At 29.4% G+C, this 19,597-nt stretch carries 23 protein-coding genes; 10 read left to right on the plus strand and 13 right to left on the minus strand.

Annotated elements, in window-relative coordinates; all coding sequences use genetic code 11:
* Window positions 1-41 precede the first annotated feature (41 nt).
* The 3 genes from PHEL85_RS11790 to PHEL85_RS11800 all read left to right on the plus strand — a co-directional run bounded on the left by PHEL85_RS11790 (window position 42) and on the right by PHEL85_RS11800 (window position 2,007).
* Entirely contained in the window at window positions 42-587 is a 546-nt protein-coding gene (locus tag PHEL85_RS11790; protein ID WP_036825231.1) for a hypothetical protein, read from the plus strand.
* 140 nt (window positions 588-727) lie between these two features.
* The gene (locus PHEL85_RS11795; RefSeq protein ID WP_036825233.1) at window positions 728-1,228 is read left to right on the plus strand and encodes a DUF6978 family protein; all 501 of its coding nucleotides are present in this window, start codon (window positions 728-730) and stop codon (window positions 1,226-1,228) included.
* Window positions 1,225-2,007, plus strand: a complete 783-nt coding sequence (locus PHEL85_RS11800; RefSeq protein ID WP_036825235.1) for a DUF1829 domain-containing protein — start codon at window positions 1,225-1,227, stop codon at window positions 2,005-2,007. The genes PHEL85_RS11795 and PHEL85_RS11800 overlap by 4 nt, the downstream gene beginning before the upstream one ends.
* 1 nt (window position 2,008) lies before the next feature.
* Here PHEL85_RS11800 and brnQ read toward each other — a convergent pair whose 3' ends face one another.
* Together brnQ and PHEL85_RS11810 are read right to left on the minus strand one after the other, a co-directional pair.
* On the minus strand, window positions 2,009-3,271 hold the full coding sequence (gene brnQ / locus PHEL85_RS11805) for a branched-chain amino acid transport system II carrier protein (RefSeq protein WP_036825236.1): 1,263 nt from the start codon (window positions 3,269-3,271) through the stop codon (window positions 2,009-2,011).
* Window positions 3,272-3,276: 5 nt separating this feature from the next.
* A complete protein-coding gene (locus PHEL85_RS11810; RefSeq protein WP_036825237.1) occupies window positions 3,277-4,824 on the minus strand; it encodes a serine hydrolase in 1,548 nt (515 codons plus the stop codon).
* Window positions 4,825-4,870: 46 nt separating this feature from the next.
* Here PHEL85_RS11810 and PHEL85_RS11815 point away from each other — a divergent pair, with 46 nt between their 5' ends.
* Genes PHEL85_RS11815 through PHEL85_RS11825 form a run of 3 tightly spaced genes read left to right on the plus strand, consistent with a single transcriptional unit; the run spans window position 4,871 to window position 6,615 of the window.
* Window positions 4,871-5,656 (plus strand): alpha/beta fold hydrolase, encoded by a 786-nt coding sequence (locus tag PHEL85_RS11815; RefSeq protein WP_036825240.1) that lies wholly within the window; start codon window positions 4,871-4,873, stop codon window positions 5,654-5,656.
* A 57-nt stretch (window positions 5,657-5,713) separates the two neighbouring features.
* Window positions 5,714-6,169, plus strand: a complete 456-nt coding sequence (locus PHEL85_RS11820) for a YHS domain-containing (seleno)protein (RefSeq protein WP_036825241.1) — start codon at window positions 5,714-5,716, stop codon at window positions 6,167-6,169.
* Window positions 6,170-6,171: 2 nt separating this feature from the next.
* Window positions 6,172-6,615 carry a YHS domain-containing (seleno)protein gene (locus PHEL85_RS11825; RefSeq protein ID WP_036825242.1) on the plus strand — a complete coding sequence of 148 codons (444 nt, stop codon included), beginning with the start codon at window positions 6,172-6,174 and terminating at the stop codon, window positions 6,613-6,615.
* A 68-nt stretch (window positions 6,616-6,683) separates the two neighbouring features.
* Here the strand turns inward: PHEL85_RS11825 and tyrS are convergent, their stop codons facing one another.
* Window positions 6,684-7,988, minus strand: coding sequence for a tyrosine--tRNA ligase (gene tyrS / locus PHEL85_RS11830; RefSeq protein WP_036825244.1), 1,305 nt, complete (start codon window positions 7,986-7,988; stop codon window positions 6,684-6,686).
* Window positions 7,989-8,211: 223 nt separating this feature from the next.
* Between tyrS and PHEL85_RS11835 the strand changes: the two genes are divergently transcribed.
* Window positions 8,212-9,219, plus strand: coding sequence for an NAD-dependent epimerase/dehydratase family protein (locus PHEL85_RS11835; RefSeq protein ID WP_036825246.1), 1,008 nt, complete (start codon window positions 8,212-8,214; stop codon window positions 9,217-9,219).
* Here the strand turns inward: PHEL85_RS11835 and PHEL85_RS11840 are convergent.
* From PHEL85_RS11840 to PHEL85_RS11855, 4 genes are read right to left on the minus strand one after another with little or no spacing between them, the layout of a single operon-like run.
* On the minus strand, window positions 9,203-9,778 hold the full coding sequence (locus PHEL85_RS11840; RefSeq protein WP_081965133.1) for a DUF4296 domain-containing protein: 576 nt from the start codon (window positions 9,776-9,778) through the stop codon (window positions 9,203-9,205). The two genes, PHEL85_RS11835 and PHEL85_RS11840, sit on opposite strands and share 17 nt — an antisense overlap.
* Before the next feature lies 1 nt (window position 9,779).
* Complete coding sequence (locus tag PHEL85_RS11845; RefSeq protein WP_036825247.1) at window positions 9,780-11,120, minus strand: dihydroorotase; 1,341 nt, start codon at window positions 11,118-11,120, stop codon at window positions 9,780-9,782.
* 9 nt (window positions 11,121-11,129) lie between these two features.
* Window positions 11,130-11,591 carry a GNAT family N-acetyltransferase gene (locus tag PHEL85_RS11850; protein WP_036825249.1) on the minus strand — a complete coding sequence of 154 codons (462 nt, stop codon included), beginning with the start codon at window positions 11,589-11,591 and terminating at the stop codon, window positions 11,130-11,132.
* Between the two features lie 7 nt (window positions 11,592-11,598).
* On the minus strand, window positions 11,599-12,321 hold the full coding sequence (locus PHEL85_RS11855) for a polyprenol monophosphomannose synthase (protein WP_036825252.1): 723 nt from the start codon (window positions 12,319-12,321) through the stop codon (window positions 11,599-11,601).
* 82 nt (window positions 12,322-12,403) lie between these two features.
* Between PHEL85_RS11855 and PHEL85_RS18345 the strand changes: the two genes are divergently transcribed.
* The 3 genes from PHEL85_RS18345 to PHEL85_RS11870 all read left to right on the plus strand — a co-directional run bounded on the left by PHEL85_RS18345 (window position 12,404) and on the right by PHEL85_RS11870 (window position 14,999).
* On the plus strand, window positions 12,404-13,045 hold the full coding sequence (locus PHEL85_RS18345; RefSeq protein WP_036825253.1) for a DUF4271 domain-containing protein: 642 nt from the start codon (window positions 12,404-12,406) through the stop codon (window positions 13,043-13,045).
* 17 nt (window positions 13,046-13,062) lie between these two features.
* Entirely contained in the window at window positions 13,063-13,809 is a 747-nt protein-coding gene (locus PHEL85_RS11865; RefSeq protein WP_036825254.1) for a uroporphyrinogen-III synthase, read from the plus strand.
* Window positions 13,810-13,994: 185 nt separating this feature from the next.
* Window positions 13,995-14,999: a sugar kinase gene (locus PHEL85_RS11870; RefSeq protein WP_036825256.1), complete on the plus strand. Its 1,005-nt coding sequence runs from the start codon at window positions 13,995-13,997 to the stop codon at window positions 14,997-14,999.
* A 257-nt stretch (window positions 15,000-15,256) separates the two neighbouring features.
* Here PHEL85_RS11870 and radA read toward each other — a convergent pair whose 3' ends face one another.
* From radA to panC, 6 genes are all read right to left on the minus strand, one after another.
* Window positions 15,257-16,618 carry a DNA repair protein RadA gene (gene radA, locus PHEL85_RS11875; RefSeq protein ID WP_036825257.1) on the minus strand — a complete coding sequence of 454 codons (1,362 nt, stop codon included), beginning with the start codon at window positions 16,616-16,618 and terminating at the stop codon, window positions 15,257-15,259.
* A gap of 79 nt (window positions 16,619-16,697) precedes the next feature.
* Entirely contained in the window at window positions 16,698-16,979 is a 282-nt protein-coding gene (locus PHEL85_RS11880; protein ID WP_036825260.1) for a type II toxin-antitoxin system RelE/ParE family toxin, read from the minus strand.
* The gene (locus tag PHEL85_RS11885; RefSeq protein WP_036825262.1) at window positions 16,969-17,193 is read right to left on the minus strand and encodes an addiction module protein; all 225 of its coding nucleotides are present in this window, start codon (window positions 17,191-17,193) and stop codon (window positions 16,969-16,971) included. Before PHEL85_RS11885 ends, PHEL85_RS11880 begins: the two co-directional genes overlap by 11 nt.
* 203 nt (window positions 17,194-17,396) lie before the next feature.
* The gene (locus tag PHEL85_RS11890; protein WP_036825264.1) at window positions 17,397-18,341 is read right to left on the minus strand and encodes a YbhN family protein; all 945 of its coding nucleotides are present in this window, start codon (window positions 18,339-18,341) and stop codon (window positions 17,397-17,399) included.
* A gap of 2 nt (window positions 18,342-18,343) precedes the next feature.
* Window positions 18,344-18,694 (minus strand): aspartate 1-decarboxylase, encoded by a 351-nt coding sequence (panD, locus tag PHEL85_RS11895; protein WP_036825265.1) that lies wholly within the window; start codon window positions 18,692-18,694, stop codon window positions 18,344-18,346.
* 24 nt (window positions 18,695-18,718) lie between these two features.
* Window positions 18,719-19,570 (minus strand): pantoate--beta-alanine ligase, encoded by an 852-nt coding sequence (panC, locus tag PHEL85_RS11900; RefSeq protein ID WP_036825266.1) that lies wholly within the window; start codon window positions 19,568-19,570, stop codon window positions 18,719-18,721.
* Between the last annotated feature and the right edge of the window lie 27 nt (window positions 19,571-19,597).

The following is a 19,597-nucleotide window of genomic DNA, read 5'->3' on the forward strand; positions in this document are numbered from 1 at the left end:
ATAGCTATGAAAAAGATAATATATATTTCAATATTCTTTTTTTGTTCAATTTTTACTTTCGGACAAAACAACGAGTTCAATTTAATAAAATTGATTCTACTTGGGGACAAGAAGTAATTCGTTTTCCTGCAAGAGATATGGATTATATTGGAGTTGGAGATATAAGATTTCCACCCAATGGTTGGATCAAACCAGAACACACTTTTTTTTGGTCTTATACCTATGCTTGGAGTATAGATGTAAATAGAAAAATTTCTACAAGTGAATTAGAACTAGATTTAGAAAAATATTTTAATAGTTTAAATAGAGTTGATGTAACTAATAAAAACGACAAACGAATAGCAACTGCAACAGTTTCTAAAATTAAAAGAAATAAATCGGTTACTTTTTATGAAGGAAAAGTACATACTTACGATCGTTTTGCAACCAATAAACGATTTACTTTAAACGTAAAAATTAAAAGTCATTTTTGTATAAAGACACAAAAAACTGTGCTTTTATTTACCTTTTCTCCAAAGGAATTTAAACATGAAGTTTGGAAAACTTTAAATGAAATTGAATTAGAAAAAGGAGTATGTAAACACTAAAAAAGGGCAAATAGAAATGCTCGTCGTTTTAATCAATCTAAATTTTATTATATTTATGGAAAAATTGTACTCAGGAATAAACCTTGAATAAAATGAAGGTTTATTTTTTGAGGTCATATTCATTTTGTTATAAACTAAAAATGCTATCAAATCAAGAAGCTCAATATCTGTTGAATTTAGAAAAAAGTTTAAGTAAACCAAATCAAACAATAGATTTATCAAAAAAGAAAAATAGAATTGAATTAATTTCTCATCAAGATTCTGATTATGGGTTTTGGTTAGAAATTACTACAAATCAGAAAATTATTCTTAAAACTTCAATTCACCATATGGAAAGTAATTCATTTATTGGTTTATTAAGAATAGATTATAAAGGAGGTCATCATAATCCTGCTACTGTAAAATCTACTTTACCAAGTTTTTTAGAGCCTTATGCAGATAAATGGTTTGAACCAACTGAACCTCATATGCATATCTACGTTGAAGGATATAGAGATTTGGCTTGGGCTATTCCTTTAATAGATATTGATTTTCCTGTTAAAGAAATAACACAACCTTCCGACTTATCAGAATTAATATTTAACTTTGCTCGTAAAATAAATTTAAAATCTTTACTAAACATACAACAAGCAATACTTTGAATTGGGCAAATACATATGTAGACGAATATTATAACTGGTTAAAAGAAAAAACTTTTATCCAGAAAGATGATTATACAGATTGGTTTCTAATCAATACTCCATTTGTAGGTGCTTTCAATGATACAATTGAAATATATGCTCAAAAAAAAGGTTCTAATTTAATTTTAAGTGACAATGGAGAGACAATGACTAATTTGGAGCTTCAAGGTTTACATATTCAAGGCTCTAAAAGAAGAAGGAATATACTAGATTCTATACTTTTAAATTATGGTGTGAAGTTTGAAAATGATGAATTAGTAATTGAATCTAATATTGAAAAATTTTCTCAATGTAAACATAATTTTCTATCTGCTATTATTGAAATTAATGATTTATATGTTTTGTCAAAACATCAAGTATCTTCTATTTTTAAAGAAGATGTTCGTAGTTATTTAGATTCTGAAAATATAATTTATACTCCTGATTTCATATCTAAAGGAGAAACTGGATTAGAATTTAATTTTGATTTTCAAATTGCCCGAAAAGATAAAGAAATAGTTATCAAATCCTTTAATGTTATAAATAAATCAAATTTACCTAGCTTTCTCTTTTCTTGGGATGATATAAAACCTGTTAGGGAAAAAAGTACAAAAAAAAATGTAAATGCAATTGCAATTATAAATGATTTTGAAAAAGAGGTTAAAACTGAATTTTTAGATGCTTTGAAATCTAAAAATGCAGATTACATTCTTTGGTCAGAAAGGGATTTAGAAAAAAATAAAATTCTTTTATCTGCTTAATTTATTTTTTTGCTAAATTCAATCCAACAAAAACCAAAAAAGCAGGAATTACCCAACCTAAACTAGAATTTGCTAATGGTATTAAATTTTTAATTCCAACTAAGTTTTCCCTTGGTATAATAAACCCTAAAAAGTCTGGAATACTAAAGATAAAAGTTACTAAAACAACACTTCTAAAAACTAATTTAGAAGCATATTTATTCGGCACAATATTTAATAGAATTAATACAATTGTTATTGGGTACAAAAACATTAAAGCTGGTACTGCTAAAGTGATGATAAAATCTACTTGATAACTACCCACAATAACGCCAATTACACAAGCAATTGCAGCAGTAATTATAAATGCTTGTTTAGAATCTTTGCAAATTCCTTTTATATAATCTGCAGTTCCTGTTACAATACCAACAGCAGTTGTAAAGCATGCTAAAGCCACCAAAACACTTAAAAAAGTGGTTCCTAAGTTTCCTAAAGTTTGTGTACTTAAACTAGATAAAATATCTGTTCTAGAAGCATTTTCTGCAAATGTTGAAGAAAGTAAAGAGCCACTTAAAATTAAACCTCCATAAATTAGCAATAACCCAACCCCAGCAATAATTCCTGCTTTAGTAATTAGTTTTTTTCTGTCTTCAAAACTATCATCACCTTTTAAATTTAAAGAGATAATGATTACAGCTCCAACAACTACACCTCCAATGGCATCAAAGGTTTGATATCCTTCTAATATACCATCTACAAATGGTGTTGTAAATGTTGATGGATTTACAGTTCCTGAAGATGTAAAAACAGCAATAAAAATAATTATCAATAGAATTAAAACGATAATTGGCGTTAAAAATTTACCAATTAAACTAATTATTTTATTACGATTTACAGCAAAAATAAAAACCAATACAAAGTAAAGAATACTGGTTACAATAGCTGGAGTTTCAAAAAATGGTTGAATTGCCATTTCATGTGTAACAGCTGCTGTTCTTGGTGATGGAATTGCGATGGCGATTGCATAAATAAGCATACAATATACTGTGCTAAAAATAGGAGAAACTTTCTTACCAAAATCATACAAAGTTCCTTGTAATTTTGCGTGTGCAAAAATCGCCAAAATAGGAATTGTTACTGCTGTTAGCACAAAACCTAATACAACAATCCACCAATCTGCTCCAGATTTTGCCCCTAAAGTTGGAGGTAAAATTAAATTTCCTGCTCCAAAAAAGAGTGAAAAAAGTGCAAAACCAGCAATCCAAATATCTTTTGTTTTAATCAAAATTATTATTGTTTTTTAAGGTTTAAATCGCCAAAATCGAAGCTAAAGTCAGTAATAGGTGCAATGTATTTCATTTTTGCACCAGTTGCATTTCCTTTTTCATCAAAAGAAAACTGTACAAAAACATCTGCATCAAAACTTCTATTATTCCATTTTGCAACGTATGTTGTTTGGTTGTATGGTAATAATTCACCAAATAATTTCGAAGAATGCTCACATTTTATACTGTAAGAAGTTCCATTATGAGAAATGATTACGTTTCCAAACCAATTATCTTTATAAGTACCAACAATTTGATTTGGTTTTGGTAAATTCTGATTCTTTTTTGCAATAACAGTTCTTGCAAAAACGCTAGTTTTTATGCTATCATTATATTTTAAATAATTGGTATTATTTGTTCCGTATTTTTTTAACCAACCTCTATTTTCATACCCTAAATAGGTGTCTTTAATAGTGTTTGTAATTGTGCTAAATGCGCTTCCATTCATTTGGTTGGTTAACACTACAATTGCCAAATCTAAATCTGGAATCATGGTAAACTGTGTTACTGTACCTAACAAACCACCTGTGTGATATACTTGTTTGTAACCACCTTTTACATCAGTTAAAAACCAACCCAATCCATAACCTCTAAAGTTGGAATTGTAAGAATCGTTTTTTCTAACTTTTAAAGGCGTTTGTAATTGCCATAATTCATCAAATTGTTGTTCGCTTAATAATCGTTTTCCTTCTTTGGTAACAGCATCATTCATTAAAAAATTTGCCCAAGTAAGCATGTCTTTTATATTACTCATTATTCCTCCTGCAGGATTTGCAGTTTCGCTCCAATCATGAGGAATTTGAATCACTTTTCCTTCTGCTCTTGTATGTGCATCAACAATATTTTTGTGGTTTTTAACTCTATTGTAAGATGCTTTACTATTGTTCATTCCAACAGGTTTCAGAATATTTGTTTCAATAAATTCTTCCCAAGAAAGACCACTTACACGTTTTAAAACTTCACCAGCAATAATAAACATATTGTTGTTATAAGCAAACTGACTTCTAAAAGAAGATGCTCTTTTTAGGTGTTTTACATTGTTAATAATGTCTTTTGTTTTAAAGTCATTTCCTTCTGGAAAAAACATTAAGTCCCCTGCGCCTAAACCCATTCCACTTCTGTGAGTTACTAAATCTCTCACCGTAAATTCTTCTGTTACCCAAGCATCTGCAAGTTGAAATTCTGGAATGTGTTTTCTTACTTTATCATCCCAGTTTAGTTTACCAGCATCAACCATCATTGCCAAAGCAAAACAAGTAAAACCTTTACTATTAGAAGCAATACCAACCAAAGTGTTTTCGTTCATGTCTTTTTTGTTGGTTAAAGAACGAACTCCATGACCTTTTGCATAAACTATTTTTCCGTCTTTTAAAATTCCGACAGAAATACCAGGAACATCAAAAGTTGTGAGCGTTTCTTTTACTAAATTGTCTAAAACTTGTTCTTCAATTTGGGCAAAAAAACTTGTTGTTGCAAACAAGAATGTTAAAATAAGTGCTTTTTGAAATTTCATTTTTGAAAAATTATTTTAAAGACTTAAAGATACATATTTTTGCTACATGCAAAATTCTATCACCTTTAAAAATGCACAAATTTCATATTCTGATCAAGGAAAGGGAGCTGCTGTTGTTTTAATTCATGGTTTTTTAGAGAATTCCACAATGTGGGATAAAATTAAGCCTGAATTAATAAAAAACAACAGGGTAATTACTATTGATTTATTAGGTCATGGAAAATCAGATTGTTTAGGATATGTGCATTCTATGGAGTTGTTTGCAGAAACTGTTGAAGCTGTTTTAAAACATTTAAGAATTCGAAAATATATTTTGGTTGGCCATTCTTTAGGAGGTTATGTTGCGTTGGCTTTTGCCAAAATGAATCCCTCTAAAACAAAGGGCTTATGCTTATTAAATTCAACTTCTTTTGAAGATTTTAAAGAACGAAAAAACTTGAGAACAAGAGCCAATAAAATGGTGCAGAATAATTTTGAAACGATGGTAAAAATGTCTGTTTCAAATTTGTTTCATCAAGAAAATGTATTAAAATTTAAAGACGAAATTGAAGCGGTTAAAAAGGAAGCCTTACAAACTTCTGTTCAAGGTTATATTGCTGCCAATGAAGGAATGAAAAACCGCACAAATGAAAATCAGTTTTTAAAAGAGAGTTCTTTTAAGAAGTTGATAATTATTGGCGAGAAAGATCCTGTTTTAGATTACCAAACTTCTTTAGAAGAAGCAAAAAACACAAATTCTGAATTTGTTGTTTTTCCTGACGGACATATGAGTCATATTGAAAATAAAGATTTGTTAATTTCAACTTTAAAAGACTTTATAAAAAGTTGTTGATTACATTTCTTTGTAATTAATTAAAAATTTCTTCGACTATGGATAAAAACCAATCGAATGAAACAATATATTTTATTACTATTTTTTGGAGTATCTACTCTTTTATCTGCGCAGAAAATAGATTACAATACTAAGAAAGGCTTTGTAGCAGAAGGTTTTGATGTGGTTTCTTATTTTGTGGATAAAAAACCTGTTGAAGGAAAAAACAAGTTTATAACAACTTATGATGGTGCTAAATTTAGATTTTCTTCTGAGAAACATTTAAAAATGTTTGCAGAAAATCCAAAAAAATATGTGCCTCAATATGGTGGTTATTGTGCTTATGCAGTTGCAGAAAAAAACACCAAAATGTATATTGATGGAGAAGCTTACGAAATTAGAGACGGTAAATTGTATTTATTTTATAGCTCTTTTTTTGGTAGTAAATTAGAAGATTGGCAAGAAGGGAATACTCCGAAATTACAAGTAAAAGCAGATAAAAACTGGGAAGGATTAAAACACACAAAAAATTAAAAATGAAAAAACTAGGATTACTTATTATACTAATTTCATTTTCAGCTTTTGGGCAAAGTGATAATTACAACTTAAAAAAAGGTTTTGTTGCAGAAGGGTATGATGTTGTTGGTTATTTTAATAACAAAGCAGAAAAAGGAGACAAAATGTTTATTGCTAATTATGATGGTGTAAAATTTAAGTTTGCATCAAAAGAGCATTTAATAATGTTTAAAAAATCACCAGAAAAATATGTTCCTGCTTATGGAGGGTATTGTGCATATGCAATTGGAGTAAAAGGAGAAAAAGTTTCTATAGATCCAAAAACATTTGAAATTCGTGACGATAAATTATATTTATTCTATAATTCTTGGGGAACAAATACTTTAGAATTATGGCAAGAAGAAGGAGCTGAAGAATTGAAAGTGAAAGCTGATGAAAATTGGCAAAAAATAATTAATCAATAATATTAAACCCTAAAAAAGAAAAGAGCTGAATATAAAATTCAGCTCTTTTTTTATTATGTGAAGGAATCTCAAAAAATAGATTTCTCAACAATCAATAAATAATATGTTTTTTTACCACGTTGTAATAACACATATTTATTTGCAATTAAATCTTCTTTAGATATTTTATAATCTTCTTTTACTTTTTCTTTATTTACAGAAATAGCATTTTCTTTTAATGCTCTTCTTGCATCTCCATTCGATTTTAAAAAGTTTGTTTTTGCTGCTAAAGCTCCAATCATATCTAAACCTTCTTCAATATCTGTACTAGAAACTGTTGCTTGAGGTACACCATCAAACACATCTAAAAACGTTTGCTCGTCTAAAGATTTTAAATCATCTGCATTCGATTTTCCGAATAAAATATTAGAAGCAGCAATTGCTTTTTTGTATTCTTCTTCTCCATGAACTAAAACGGTTACTTCTTCTCCTAAACGTTTTTGTAAAACACGTACATGTGGCGCTTCTTTATGTTCTTCAATTAATGAATTAATAGTTTCTTCATCTAAAAAAGTAAAGATTTTTATATACTTTTCTGCATCTTCATCAGAAGTATTTAACCAATATTGGTAAAATTTATAAGCAGAAGTTCTTTTTGCATCTAACCAAACATTTCCACCTTCAGATTTTCCGAATTTAGAACCATCAGATTTTGTAATTAACGGACATGTAATTGCATATCCTTTTCCGTTACCAATTCTTCTAATTAATTCTGTTCCTGTAGTAATATTTCCCCACTGATCAGAACCACCCATTTGAATTGTAGTTGCATTTTCTTTAAATAAATGTAAGAAATCATAACCTTGCACCATTTGATAGGTAAACTCTGTAAAAGACATTCCGTCTTTAGACTCAGAACTAATTCTGTTTTTTACAGAATCTTTAGCCATCATATAATTTACAGTAATGTGTTTACCAATATCTCTAATAAAATCTAAGAAAGAAATATCTTTCATCCAATCGTAGTTATTCACTAAGATTGCAGCATTTTTTGCATCAGATTCAAAATCTAAAAAATGACCTAATTGTCCTTTTACACATTCTTGGTTATGACGTAATGTTTTTTCATCTAACAAATTACGTTCTGCAGATTTTCCTGAAGGATCTCCAATCATACCAGTTGCACCACCAACCAAAGCAATAGGTCTGTGTCCACATCTTTGATAATGAGCAAGCAACATAATTGGTACTAAATTACCAATATGTAAAGAATCTGCAGTTGGATCAAAACCAACATAGGCACTTCTCATTTCTTCTAGTAAATGTTCTTCAGTTCCTGGCATGCTGTCGTGCAACATTCCTCTCCATTTTAATTCTTCAATAAAATTCTTCATTGTATTCTGTTTATCAGTTGGCAAATATACTTAAAGCTAGTAAGTTTTGAGAATTTTTAAGGCAGATATTTTATTCTTTATAAAGGCAAAATTTTCAGGCATAGTAGTAGTTATGGTTTTAAATTTTAACGAAAATAAAGGGTAAAATAACTAGTTAAAAACCTGAAAACTTATTTGTTTTAAGTATCAAAGTTTATCGAGTAAAATATACTAAATTCGTTGCATGATTTTAGTTACTGGAGGTACAGGTTTAGTTGGCGCTCATTTATTATATGATTTAATTAAAAATGATGAAAAAGTACGTGCTATTTATCGTTCTGAAAAAAGAATTGAAAAAGTAAAAGAGGTTTTTTCTTTTTATACTGATGATGAAACTCTAATTTCTAAAATAGAATGGTTTAAAGCAGATATTACAGATGTTCCTTCTATGATTCCTGCTTTTATTGATATTGATAAAGTATATCATTGTGCAGCATTAATTTCTTTTAATCCGAAAGATTATAGAGAAATGCGCAAAGTAAATATTCATGGAACTGCCATTGTTGTAAACCTTTCTATTGATGCAAAAGTTAGCAAAATCTGTTTTGTAGGTTCTATTGCTTCTATTGGAAATTCTTTAAACGGAGCTTTAATTAATGAAGAATGCGAATGGAATAAAGAAGCAGATAATAGTGGATATTCTATTACCAAATTTGGCGCAGAAATGGAAATTTGGCGTGCAAGTCAAGAAGGAGTTGAGGTTGTAATTGTAAACCCTGGAGTTATTCTAGGTAGTGGTTTTTGGCAATCTGGATCTGGTAAATTATTTACCCAAGTTTATAATGGATTTAAATTTTATACAGAAGGAATTACGGGTTTTGTTAGTGTAAAAGATGTTGTAAAATCGATGGTTTTATTAATGAATTCTAATATTAAAAACGAACGTTTTATTCTGGTTGCTGAAAACAAATCATTTAAAGAGATTTTCTTCTCTATTGCAGATTCTTTGGGTAAAAAGAAACCTTCAATAAAAATAAAATCGTGGCAAACTTCTATATTTTGGAGAATTTCTGGAGTAATATCTACAATTACAAGAAAACAACCTTTTTTAAGTAAATATTCTGCAAGAAGTGCGCACTCAATTTCAAAATATTCATCAGAAAAAATTGAAACAGCGCTTAATTTTAAGTTTCAGAATATTAATGAAATAATAAAAGAAACTTCAGCAAAATATTCTAAAAATCTTCTTTAATAATTTCTTTTTTTTGCAGGATCTCTTTTTTAAGAATAGGTTTATGTGGTTTTGATATTGAATCTGCTTCTAACTTAGGGAAAATATCATTCTCTATACTTGTTTTAGGTAAATAACAGTAATTAATGTAATTAGTACTAGTCTTTTTAATAGAGTCTAATCGAAATCTTTTCTTCTTTTTTATTATATTTAAAGAATCTTTTCTAATTGAATCTAGTTCTGAACTTATTTTAGAATAAAATTCTTTTTTTTCATCGATTTTTATCTTTACGTCATTTATAATTTCTTCATATAAATCTATTTTAGAAGTATAGTAAAAGTTACTGTTTTGAAAACGTAAACTGTCAATTTTATATTTGTCATAAATAAAAGCCATGTAACTAATTTTCTTTTGGTTGTTTTTGTTTTTTACAAATTTAGCAGAAGATGCAATTATCATATCTTGCATTAAAAGACTCATAGTATCTTTCGGTATTAAGTCTTTTGGCTTTTTAAAAATAGTGTTACTTGTGCAAGAAACCAAGAAAATAAATAGAAGTAAGTAGCTTAATTTTTTCATATTAACGATTAAAAGTCAGGCGTTTTCCTTTTATTTCATCATTAAAAATACCATTATTATATATTAAATGTCCGTTTACAAATGTGTGAGATATTGTAGATGAAAAAGTGGTTCCTTCAAAAGGAGACCAACCGCATTTGTATAAAATATTTTCTTTAGAAACAGTTTGTGGTTTGTTAGTATCTATTAAAACTAAATCTGCATAATAACCTTCTTTGATAAAACCACGTTTTTCAATTTGAAATAATTTTGCAGGATTATGGCTCATCTTTTCAACTGCTTTTTCAATTGAAATTACACCTTCTTTTACTTTTTCTAAAATAGCGGTTACAGCATGTTGTACTAAAGGACCACCACTTGGCGCTTTTGTGTATACGTTTGTTTTTTCTTCTAAAGTATGAGGCGCATGATCTGTTGCTAATACATCAATTCTGTCATCTAAAAGCGCTTTCCATAAACCTTGTTTATCAGCTTCCGTTTTTACAGCAGGATTCCATTTTATATGTGTTCCTTTTTCTTCATAATCTTTATCAGAAAACCATAAATGATGAATACAAACTTCTGCAGTAATTTGTTTTTCTTCTAAAGGAATGTCGTTTCTAAAAAGGGCAGTTTCTTTAGCAGTTGATAAATGAAAAATGTGCAATCTTGCGCCAGTTTTCTTTGCTAATTCAATAGCTTTAGAAGAAGATAAATAGCAAGCTTCTTCACTTCTAATTATTGGATGATATTTTACAGGAATATCATCTCCATATTTGTCTTTAAATTCTTGAGTGTTTTTTCTGATGGTAGCTTCATCTTCACAATGAACAGAAATAATCATTTTTGTTGATGAAAATATCTTTTCTAAAACAGCTTCATCATCTACTAACATATTTCCTGTAGAAGAACCTAAAAATAATTTAATTCCGGCTACTTTTTTAGGATCTGTTTTTAATAACTCATCTAAGTTATCGTTTGTTCCACCAAACATAAAAGAATAGTTTGCATAAGAATCGTTTGCAGCAATTTTAAATTTATTTTCCAATAAATTTTGTGTTGTAGCTTGAGGAACTGTGTTTGGCATTTCTATAAAAGTAGTAATTCCACCTGCAACAGCAGCTCTACTTTCTGTAGCAATATTTGCTTTATGCGTTAAACCAGGTTCTCTAAAATGAACTTGATCATCAATAAAACCAGGAATTAAAGTTTTACCTTCAGCGTCTATAACTTCAACATTTTTTGTTGCTTTTATTTCTGATGAAATTTCCTTTATGATTTCGTTTTCAATTAAAACATCACCAATAAAAGTGTTGTTCTCATTTACGATTCTTGCATTTTTTATTAAAGTTGATTTTGCCATTTTTTCTTCTTAAATATCCATTCTCATATTTACTAAACTTTTGGCAAACCCAAAACGTTCGTAAACTTTTATTGCTCCAATATTATTGTTATACACATCTAACCTTAATTCTTTAAGAGCCTTTTCTTTTGCCCATTTTTTTAAAGAATCTAAAATTAGATTGCTTATTTTTTGTCCTCTAAAAGATGGTTTTACAAACATAAAACCGATGTAACCATATTGTGGGTTTTTTTGATAGATTTTAGAATTATCTATTCTTAAATAGCCACAAGCAACAACTTCATTCTTTGAAACTGCCACTAAAAAATGAATATGTTCAGCAGCAATTAATTCTGGTATATTGTAATAATTTAAATGTCCTTTGCCTAAAAAAGGATCTAAAGGTTTTTCAGCTTCTACGACACCTTGCTCAAATGCTAAAAGAATTTGTAAGTCATCTATATTGGCTATCCTTAAAGAAATTTCACTCATGACATTTCTACTTTGGCAATCCTTTTAATCTCATTTTTATCACTCCAAATAAAGCTTCAGAAACAATGTTTCCACTCATTTTAGAAGTTCCTAAAGTTCTGTCTGTAAAAACAACAGAGACTTCTTTTATGTTAAAACCATGTTTCCATGCTTTAAATTTCATTTCAATTTGAAAAGCGTAACCAATAAATTTTATTTTGTCTAATTGTATAGTTTCTAAAACTTCTCTTTTCCAGCAAACAAAACCAGCAGTGGTATCAAAAACAGGAATTCTAGTTATAAAACGTACATATTTAGAGGCAAAATAAGAAAGTAAAAGCCTTTTCATATCCCAATTAACAACATTTACTTGGTTTTTTACATATCTCGATCCTACAGATGCATCTCCACCTTCTTTGCTGCAAGCATTGTATAATCGAATTAAATCTTTTGGATTGTGAGAAAAATCGGCATCCATTTCTATGATATAATCATACTTTTTTGCAATTGCCCATTTAAAACCATGTATGTATGCAGTTCCTAAACCATTTTTCCCTAGTCTTTTTTCTAAAAAAAGGCGATTTGGAAATTCAGTAATTAACTTTTTTACAATTTCTGAAGTCCCATCAGGAGAATTATCATCCACAACCAAAATATGAAACTCTTTTTCTTGATTAAAAGTAGCTCTTATGATAACTTCTATATTCTCTTTTTCGTTGTAAGTGGGGATAATGACTAGTGCGTCTGACATAAATTAAATTTCATGTAGTAAGAAGGCAAATATACATTATTTAATTACTAATTTTGTGTTAATCTTACCAAAACAATAAAAGGTGCAAGCATTAGAAAGAACAATAATTGATACTAATTGGATTACCATATTATTGGTTTTCTTACTGGGTTGTGTCTTTCTTTTAAAAGGATTAAGTATTACGAGATTAAAAGGAAGTGCTACTTCATTATTAAATAATAGTTTTATTGAAACTGAAATTGAAGAAAATTATTCTGTTTTTAATCTATTTCAAAGTGTAATTTTTCTTTTTTCGATGTTAGTTATTTCATTATCAATGTATAAGATAATTCTGTTTTATGTTGACTCTGTTGAACAAGGATTTTATACTTTTTTGAAAATTTTAAGTCTTGTTTTCTCGTATTTTGCTGTTAAATGGTTGTTAGAAGTCTTATTTTCTCTTCTATTTAAGATAAAAAACCAAGTAAAATTCTTTTTAGCTTCTAAGTCATTTTATTTGTATTCTGTTTCATTTACGCTACTGATAGGTGTTGTTTTAGTGGAATATTCGCAATTAAACACTCTTTTTTTAGTTTATTTTTCAGCAGTTTTATTTTCAGTTCGCTTCATAATTCACACTGCTAGTAATAAAAAGCTGATTTTTAGTGAGTTGTTTTATTTTATTTTGTACCTTTGCGCCTTCGAAATAGCACCGCTATTTATACTGTTTAAATTGCTGTTTTAACTACAAAAGGAAAGCATATGAAAGTGAAAACGATTTTAGTATCTCAACCAGAACCAAAAACAGAAACATCTCCTTATTTTGATTTATCTGATAAACAGAAAGTTAAAATAGATTTCAGGCCTTTTATTCATGTAGAAGGAATGACTGTTAAAGAAGTTAGAGGAGAAAAAGTTGACTTAAATAATTTTACTGCAATTATTTTAACTAGTAGAAATGCTGTAGATCATTTTTTTAGAATTGCTGAAGAAATGCGTTTTAAAGTGCCAGATGCAATGAAATATTTTTGCCAGTCTGAAGCTGTAGCTTATTATTTACAAAAATATGTAGTGTACAGAAAACGTAAAATTTATGTTGGTACTAGAACATTTCCTGATTTAACAAAATTAATTAAGAAGCATAAAACTGAAAAGTTCTTATTGCCAAGTTCAGATAAATTAAAACCCTTAATTCCTGCAGAATTAGATAAGTTAGGTGTAAACTGGAAAAGATTAGACTTATACAGAACAGTAGTGAGTGACTTATCAGATTTAGAAAATGTTTTTTATGACGTTTTAGTTTTCTTTAGTCCTTCAGGAATTGATTCTTTATTTAAGAATTTCCCAGGCTTCAAACAAAACGATACAAGAATTGCTGTATTTGGTAATTCTACAGTAAGAGCAGCAACAGAAGCTGGTTTAAAGTGCGATATAACTGCACCTTCACCAGAAACACCTTCTATGACAATGGCTTTAGATAAGTACATTAAAGCAGTAAATAAAAAATAAATTATTTATTCTGAGACTCGTTTCAGAATCTTTATAAAATTGATTAAAACCGAGCATTTTTGCTCGGTTTTTTTATTACTATAGTTTTGTTACTTTTTAATTCTCGAATTCAATATTTTTTGTGAGTTTAGTATTTTTTAGATATCTTCAAACAGAATAAATTAATAGAAACAAAACTAAATACAATGGATAAAAAACTGATAACATTTGGTGAAGTAATGATGCGTTTATCACCACCTGGCTACACAATGTTTTCTCAAGCAACATCATTCGATTTGGTGTATGGTGGAGGAGAAGCTAATGTTGCAATTTCTTGTGGTTATTTGGGCATGAAAGCTGCTCATGTTACCCGTTTTCCAGATAATGCGCTAGGTAAAGCTGCTACACAATTTCTACGTAAACATTGGTTAGGTACTGTAAACGTTATTTATGGAGATAACATGTTAGGTAAATATTTTCTACAAAAAGGTGCTGTACATAGATCTAGTGAAGTAATTTATGAAAGAGAGGGTTCTGCTTTTTCTTTGATAAAACCAGATATGATAAATTGGGAAGAAGTCTTAGAAGGAGCAGATTGGTTTCATTGGACAGGGATTACTCCAGCTGTTTCAGAAGGAGCAGCTCAGTGTTGTTTAGAGGCCATTAAAACTGCCAATAAAATGGGAATTAAGGTTTCAGGTGATATTAATTCTCGTCAAAATATGTGGAAATACGGAAAAACCATGCAAGAAGTAATGCCAGAATTAGTAAAAAATACTGATATTGTAATTACAAGTAATCGAGGTGTTTATGAAATGTTTGGGCTTGGAGAATTAGGAGGAGGCTTTAGCTCTTCAGCGAAATTATTAATGGAAAAATTTCCAAGAATAGAAAAAGTTGTTGGAAAAACAAGAAAATCTATTAGTGCTTCTCATCAGCAAATACAAGGTAAAATGTATAATGGTAAAGACTTTATTAAAGCAGATAAGCTAGATATTACGCATGTAATAGATCGTGTTGGTACAGGAGATGCCTTTGCATCTGGTGTAATTTATGGTCTTTTACATTACGATAATGATTTACAAGCATTAAACTTTGCAACAGCTGCTTGTGCGCTTAAACACACAGTAGTAGGTGATGTAAATATGGTTTCTGTAGATAATGTAACAAGTTTAATGGGAGGTAATACTTCAGGGAAAATTAAAAGATAATTTTTTTAGAAGCTATTTCCTGCTTTCACTACTCGCTTTTTTTGTGAAAACAAAAAAGAGCTCAAACAAACCGTTCAATCAGGGCTAAACTTGTTTGCTAGCTAGCTAATTTATTAAAAAACAGATGTTTTTACTTGTTGATTTTTTGCAGCAAAAAACCTAACTTCTCTAACGCCGATTAAAAGTCATTTGTGCTGAGCTTGATTTAGTATTAATACAACGTTATAATTGTCTTAAGTTAGCGAATCTGTTAAAATCTAAGCAAACAAAGTAGCAAAAGCTTCTTCAATTTTACCAACTAAAACCAATCTAATTCCGTGGTTTTTAGATGATATTTTATTGTATTTAGATGCGACTAATGTTTTATATCCTAATTTTTCTGCTTCTGTAATTCTTTGATCTATTTTAGAAACAGGCCTTATTTCTCCTGCCAAACCAACTTCTGCAGCAAAACACACATTTGGGTTAATGGCAACATCTTGGTTAGAGGATAGAATTGCAGCAACAACCGCTAAATCAATCGCAGGGTCATCTACATTTATTCCTCCAGTAATATTTAAAAAGACATCTTTTGCACCTAATTTAAAACCAGCTCTTTTTTCTAGAACCGCTAAAATCATGTTTAATCGTTTTAAATTATAACCTGTTGTAGAACGCTGAGGTGTTCCATAAACAGCTGTAGAAACCAAGGCTTGTACTTCTATCATTAAAGGCCTAATGCCTTCTAAAGTACTTGCAATTGCAGTTCCGCTTAAATCTGCATCTTTTTTAGAAATTAAAATTTCTGATGGATTTGAGATTTCTCTTAATCCGTTAGAAAGCATTTCGTAAATTCCTAATTCAGATGTAGAACCAAATCTGTTTTTCTGACTTCGTAAAATTCTATACGTATGATTTCTGTCGCCTTCAAATTGTAAAACAACATCTACCATGTGTTCTAAAATTTTTGGTCCAGCAATGTTTCCATCTTTATTAATATGACCAATTAATAAAACCGGAGTTGCAGTTTCTTTGGCATATTTAATTAATTCTGCAGCAGTTTCTCTAATTTGAGAAATGCTTCCTGGAGAAGCTTCTATAGAGCTTGTGTGTAATGTTTGTATAGAATCTATTACTAAAACTTCTGGTTCAGTTTCTTCAATGTTTTTGAAAATATTTTGTGTGTTGGTTTCTGTAAGAATTAGGCAATTAGAACTGTTAGCGTCTAATCTTTCTGCTCTCATTTTTATTTGAGATTGACTTTCCTCACCAGAAACATACAATACTTTTTGACCAATATTTAAAGCAACTTGTAATAATAAAGTCGATTTACCAATTCCAGGTTCTCCACCTAAAAGTGTTACAGAACCTTTTACCAAGCCACCACCTAAAACAGTGTCTAATTCGTTGTTGTTGGTAACAACTCTTTCTTCTGGGTTTAGCTGAATGTCTGCAATTTTTAACGGTTTATTTACGGTTTGTTTTGCAGTTGTAGATTGTTTCCAAACTCGTTTTTCTTCTTTTTGAATTACTTCTTCTACAATGGTATTCCATTCTTTACAAGCACCACATTGTCCTACCCATTTTGCATGTTGCGTTCCACAGTTTTGACAGAAAAAAGTTGTTTTGGTTCTGGCCATTTTTATATAAGTTGCAAGGTTTTTAGAGTAACAAAGTTACAAAGTTTATCAGTTGTAATTGATAAACTAAAAATAACTTTTATTTTGGTGATTTTTGACTTGTATGAAGAATTGCGTGAACGAAAATGATGTTATTCTCTAAAGTATAATGAATTCCGTATCTGAACCTCTTTGTAAAAGTAATTCTAATAGTTTTATATCTTTTTTGAAATAGATTTGGGTTTTCTTTAATTGTATCTAAAACAATTGAAATTTCATTGTATAATTCTGCGGCTAAATTTATGTTTTTAGTATTGTACCAATCTAAAGCTTCTAAAAGTTCTTTTTCAGCTTCTGGTTTAATGACGATTTTAAACGCCATATTTAGTTGATAAATCTGCTTTTATTTGATTCCAATCTTTACCACTTGTTGGGTTTTCTTTGTGAAGTTCTAATCTGTGGTCTAATATTTTTTTATGTTCATTAGAAATGATGTTGTCTGAAACATTATAGATAGCGGCTACTTCATTCAAAACATTTTTATCTGTTTCTGAATTCTGTTTATTTAAGGTTTTTCTTTTTTCTTCTGAGTCCATAGAAGTTGCTTTTTATCAAAGATAATAAATTTAAAAATAAGAGTTTACGTCTCTAATTCTCTAAAAGTTGGCAAACACTCGCGTTAGCGATTGAATGGCGTGTTTGAGCTCTTTTTATTTTTATAAAAAAGCGAGTAATGAAAGCGCGACCTTTGGTAACGCCCAACTTCTTGATACAAATTTTTTTAAAAAATCACTCGAAGTTATTTATTCTTATTGTAGATTGGTAAAAGTAAAAATGCTAAACCTCCAAAAACAACAATCATTGCAGTTTGTGCGGTCCACATAATCCAACCAAAAGCGGTTGCAGGTTCTGTAGGAACATCGAACAAAGCCAAAGCGCCAGCAACAGCAATTGGGTATAAACCAATACCTCCATTTGTTGCAGCAATTGCAAAACCACCGGCAATAAAAGCTATTAAAATTCCGCCTAAAGGAACATTTAAACCTTTAATTGCAGGTATTGTTGCCCAAAACATAGCTACATACATTGCCCAAATAAAAACTGTGTGAAAGATAAATGCCCATTTATTTTTCATTTTAAAGATGCTTGTAACACCTTCTACTAAACCAGAAACAAAGGTTTTTATTTTTAGTAAAAAACCTGATTTTGCCTTTTTTATAAAGGATGTTAAAATAAAAAAACCAATGATTAAAATTGCTAAACCAATAATGATTTTTGTTGGATTGAAATTTTTAATTAAAAGGTCATAAATAAAATCGAACTGAACAAAAAGTGTGATAACAATAATGCTTAACATCATAATTAAATCGGCAATTCTTTCTGCAACAATGGTTCCAAATCCTTTTTCAAACGGAACATCTTCGTAATTTGTTAAAACTAATGCTCTAGAAACTTCACCAGCTCTTGGCAATGCTAAGTTTACTAAATAACCTACTAAAACTGCTAAAACACTGTTAGTGAATTTTGGTTTAAAACCAATTGGTTCTAACATAAATTTCCATCTATAAGCTCTAGAAAGGTGGCTTAAAATACCAAAAAACAGCCCAAGAAAAATCCAACTATATTTAGCTTCTTTAAAATACTTTCCTAAAACTTCTAAAGAAATATCAGAGATAGAATACCAAACTAAAAAACCTCCCAAAACGAGAGGTAATACAATTTTTAAAATCTTTTTAATATTCAAACCTATGTAAGTGTGTTATCTTTTTCGTTAGGAAAAACTAATGATGGTTTAAAGTTTTTAGCTTCTTCAAAATCCATAAATCCATAAACAATTAAAATTAAAACGTCGTTTACAGCAACTTTTCTGGCTGCAGCTCCGTTTAAAGTAATTTCTCCACTTCCACGAGGTCCAGGAATTGCGTATGTTTCTAAACGTTCTCCGTTATTATTGTTTACAATCTGAACGCGTTCTCCTTCAATAATGTTGGCTGCATCCATTAAATCTTCATCTATGGTAATGCTTCCTATATAATTTAAATCTGCACCTGTAACTTTTACACGGTGGATTTTAGACTTTACAACTTGTACTAACATATGGCAAAAATAGTATTTTTTTGGTTAATCGTTTTTTAATCGAATGTTGTCTATCAATCGTATTTCTCCTGCAAATACTGCAATAAAAGCACGGTATTTCTTATTAGATTCTTTCTTTTTTACTGTTTTTAGTGTTTTTTCATCAGCAATTGTAAAGTATTCTAATTCTAAAAAAGGATGTTTTTTAAATTGATTTTCTACCCATTCAGTTACTTTAATAGCATTTTCTATGCCAAATTTTTTGCGAGCTTTCTTAAGCGTTTTATATATAAAAGGAGCTGCTGCTCTACGATCTTTAGATAATCTAGTGTTTCTAGAACTCATTGCTAAACCATCTTTTTCTCTAAAAATAGGACATCCTTTAATTTTTACATTTAAACGATGCTTTTTTACCATTTTTTTAATGATTTGTAACTGCTGAAAATCTTTTTGACCAAAATAAGCTCTGTGAGGTGCTACAATTTCGAAAAGGGTTTTTACAATGGTTCCAACTCCATCAAAATGACCATCTCTAAATTTTCCTTCCATTTGATGTTCTAAACCATCAAAGTCAAACTTTTCTGATGAAATATTATCTTCATAAATTTCTTCAACTGAAGGGAAAAATAAGACATCACAGGAAACACTTTCTAATAATTTAGTATCGTTTTCAAAAGTTTTTGGGTATTTTACTAAGTCTTCTTTATTGTCAAATTGAGTGGGATTTACAAAAATACTGACTACAACTAGGTCGTTTTTCTTCTTTGCTTTTTTAATTAATGACAAATGACCTTCATGTAATGCACCCATTGTTGGGACAAAACCAATAGTTTTATTTGCTTGATTTTGAGTGTTTAAGTAAGATTTTATTTCTTGTTTAGTATTGAATATTATCATCCTTAGAAATTAAGTAAAGTCTGCAAA

Origin of the sequence: Polaribacter sp. Hel1_85, assembly GCF_000766795.1 — a bacterium.
GTDB lineage: Bacteria > Bacteroidota > Bacteroidia > Flavobacteriales > Flavobacteriaceae > Polaribacter.

Bases quoted from the DNA above. Each gene is read 5' to 3' on its own strand.
- PHEL85_RS11840 (WP_081965133.1), bottom strand. From the start codon at position 9,778: ATGAAAAAATTAAGCTACTTACTTCTATTTATTTTCTTGGTTTCTTGC.
- PHEL85_RS11865 (WP_036825254.1), top strand. From the start codon at position 13,063: ATGAAAGTGAAAACGATTTTAGTATCTCAACCAGAACCAAAAACAGAA.
- PHEL85_RS11810 (WP_036825237.1), bottom strand. From the start codon at position 4,824: ATGAAATTTCAAAAAGCACTTATTTTAACATTCTTGTTTGCAACAACA.
- PHEL85_RS11835 (WP_036825246.1), top strand. From the start codon at position 8,212: ATGATTTTAGTTACTGGAGGTACAGGTTTAGTTGGCGCTCATTTATTA.
- PHEL85_RS11850 (WP_036825249.1), bottom strand. From the start codon at position 11,591: ATGAGTGAAATTTCTTTAAGGATAGCCAATATAGATGACTTACAAATT.
- panC (WP_036825266.1), bottom strand. From the start codon at position 19,570: ATGATAATATTCAATACTAAACAAGAAATAAAATCTTACTTAAACACT.
- PHEL85_RS11815 (WP_036825240.1), top strand. From the start codon at position 4,871: ATGCAAAATTCTATCACCTTTAAAAATGCACAAATTTCATATTCTGAT.
- PHEL85_RS11825 (WP_036825242.1), top strand. From the start codon at position 6,172: ATGAAAAAACTAGGATTACTTATTATACTAATTTCATTTTCAGCTTTT.
- panD (WP_036825265.1), bottom strand. From the start codon at position 18,694: ATGTTAGTACAAGTTGTAAAGTCTAAAATCCACCGTGTAAAAGTTACA.
- tyrS (WP_036825244.1), bottom strand. From the start codon at position 7,988: ATGAAGAATTTTATTGAAGAATTAAAATGGAGAGGAATGTTGCACGAC.
- PHEL85_RS11870 (WP_036825256.1), top strand. From the start codon at position 13,995: ATGGATAAAAAACTGATAACATTTGGTGAAGTAATGATGCGTTTATCA.
- radA (WP_036825257.1), bottom strand. From the start codon at position 16,618: ATGGCCAGAACCAAAACAACTTTTTTCTGTCAAAACTGTGGAACGCAA.
- PHEL85_RS11795 (WP_036825233.1), top strand. From the start codon at position 728: ATGCTATCAAATCAAGAAGCTCAATATCTGTTGAATTTAGAAAAAAGT.
- PHEL85_RS11885 (WP_036825262.1), bottom strand. From the start codon at position 17,193: ATGGACTCAGAAGAAAAAAGAAAAACCTTAAATAAACAGAATTCAGAA.
- PHEL85_RS11880 (WP_036825260.1), bottom strand. From the start codon at position 16,979: ATGGCGTTTAAAATCGTCATTAAACCAGAAGCTGAAAAAGAACTTTTA.
- PHEL85_RS11820 (WP_036825241.1), top strand. From the start codon at position 5,714: ATGAAACAATATATTTTATTACTATTTTTTGGAGTATCTACTCTTTTA.
- PHEL85_RS11845 (WP_036825247.1), bottom strand. From the start codon at position 11,120: ATGGCAAAATCAACTTTAATAAAAAATGCAAGAATCGTAAATGAGAAC.
- PHEL85_RS11855 (WP_036825252.1), bottom strand. From the start codon at position 12,321: ATGTCAGACGCACTAGTCATTATCCCCACTTACAACGAAAAAGAGAAT.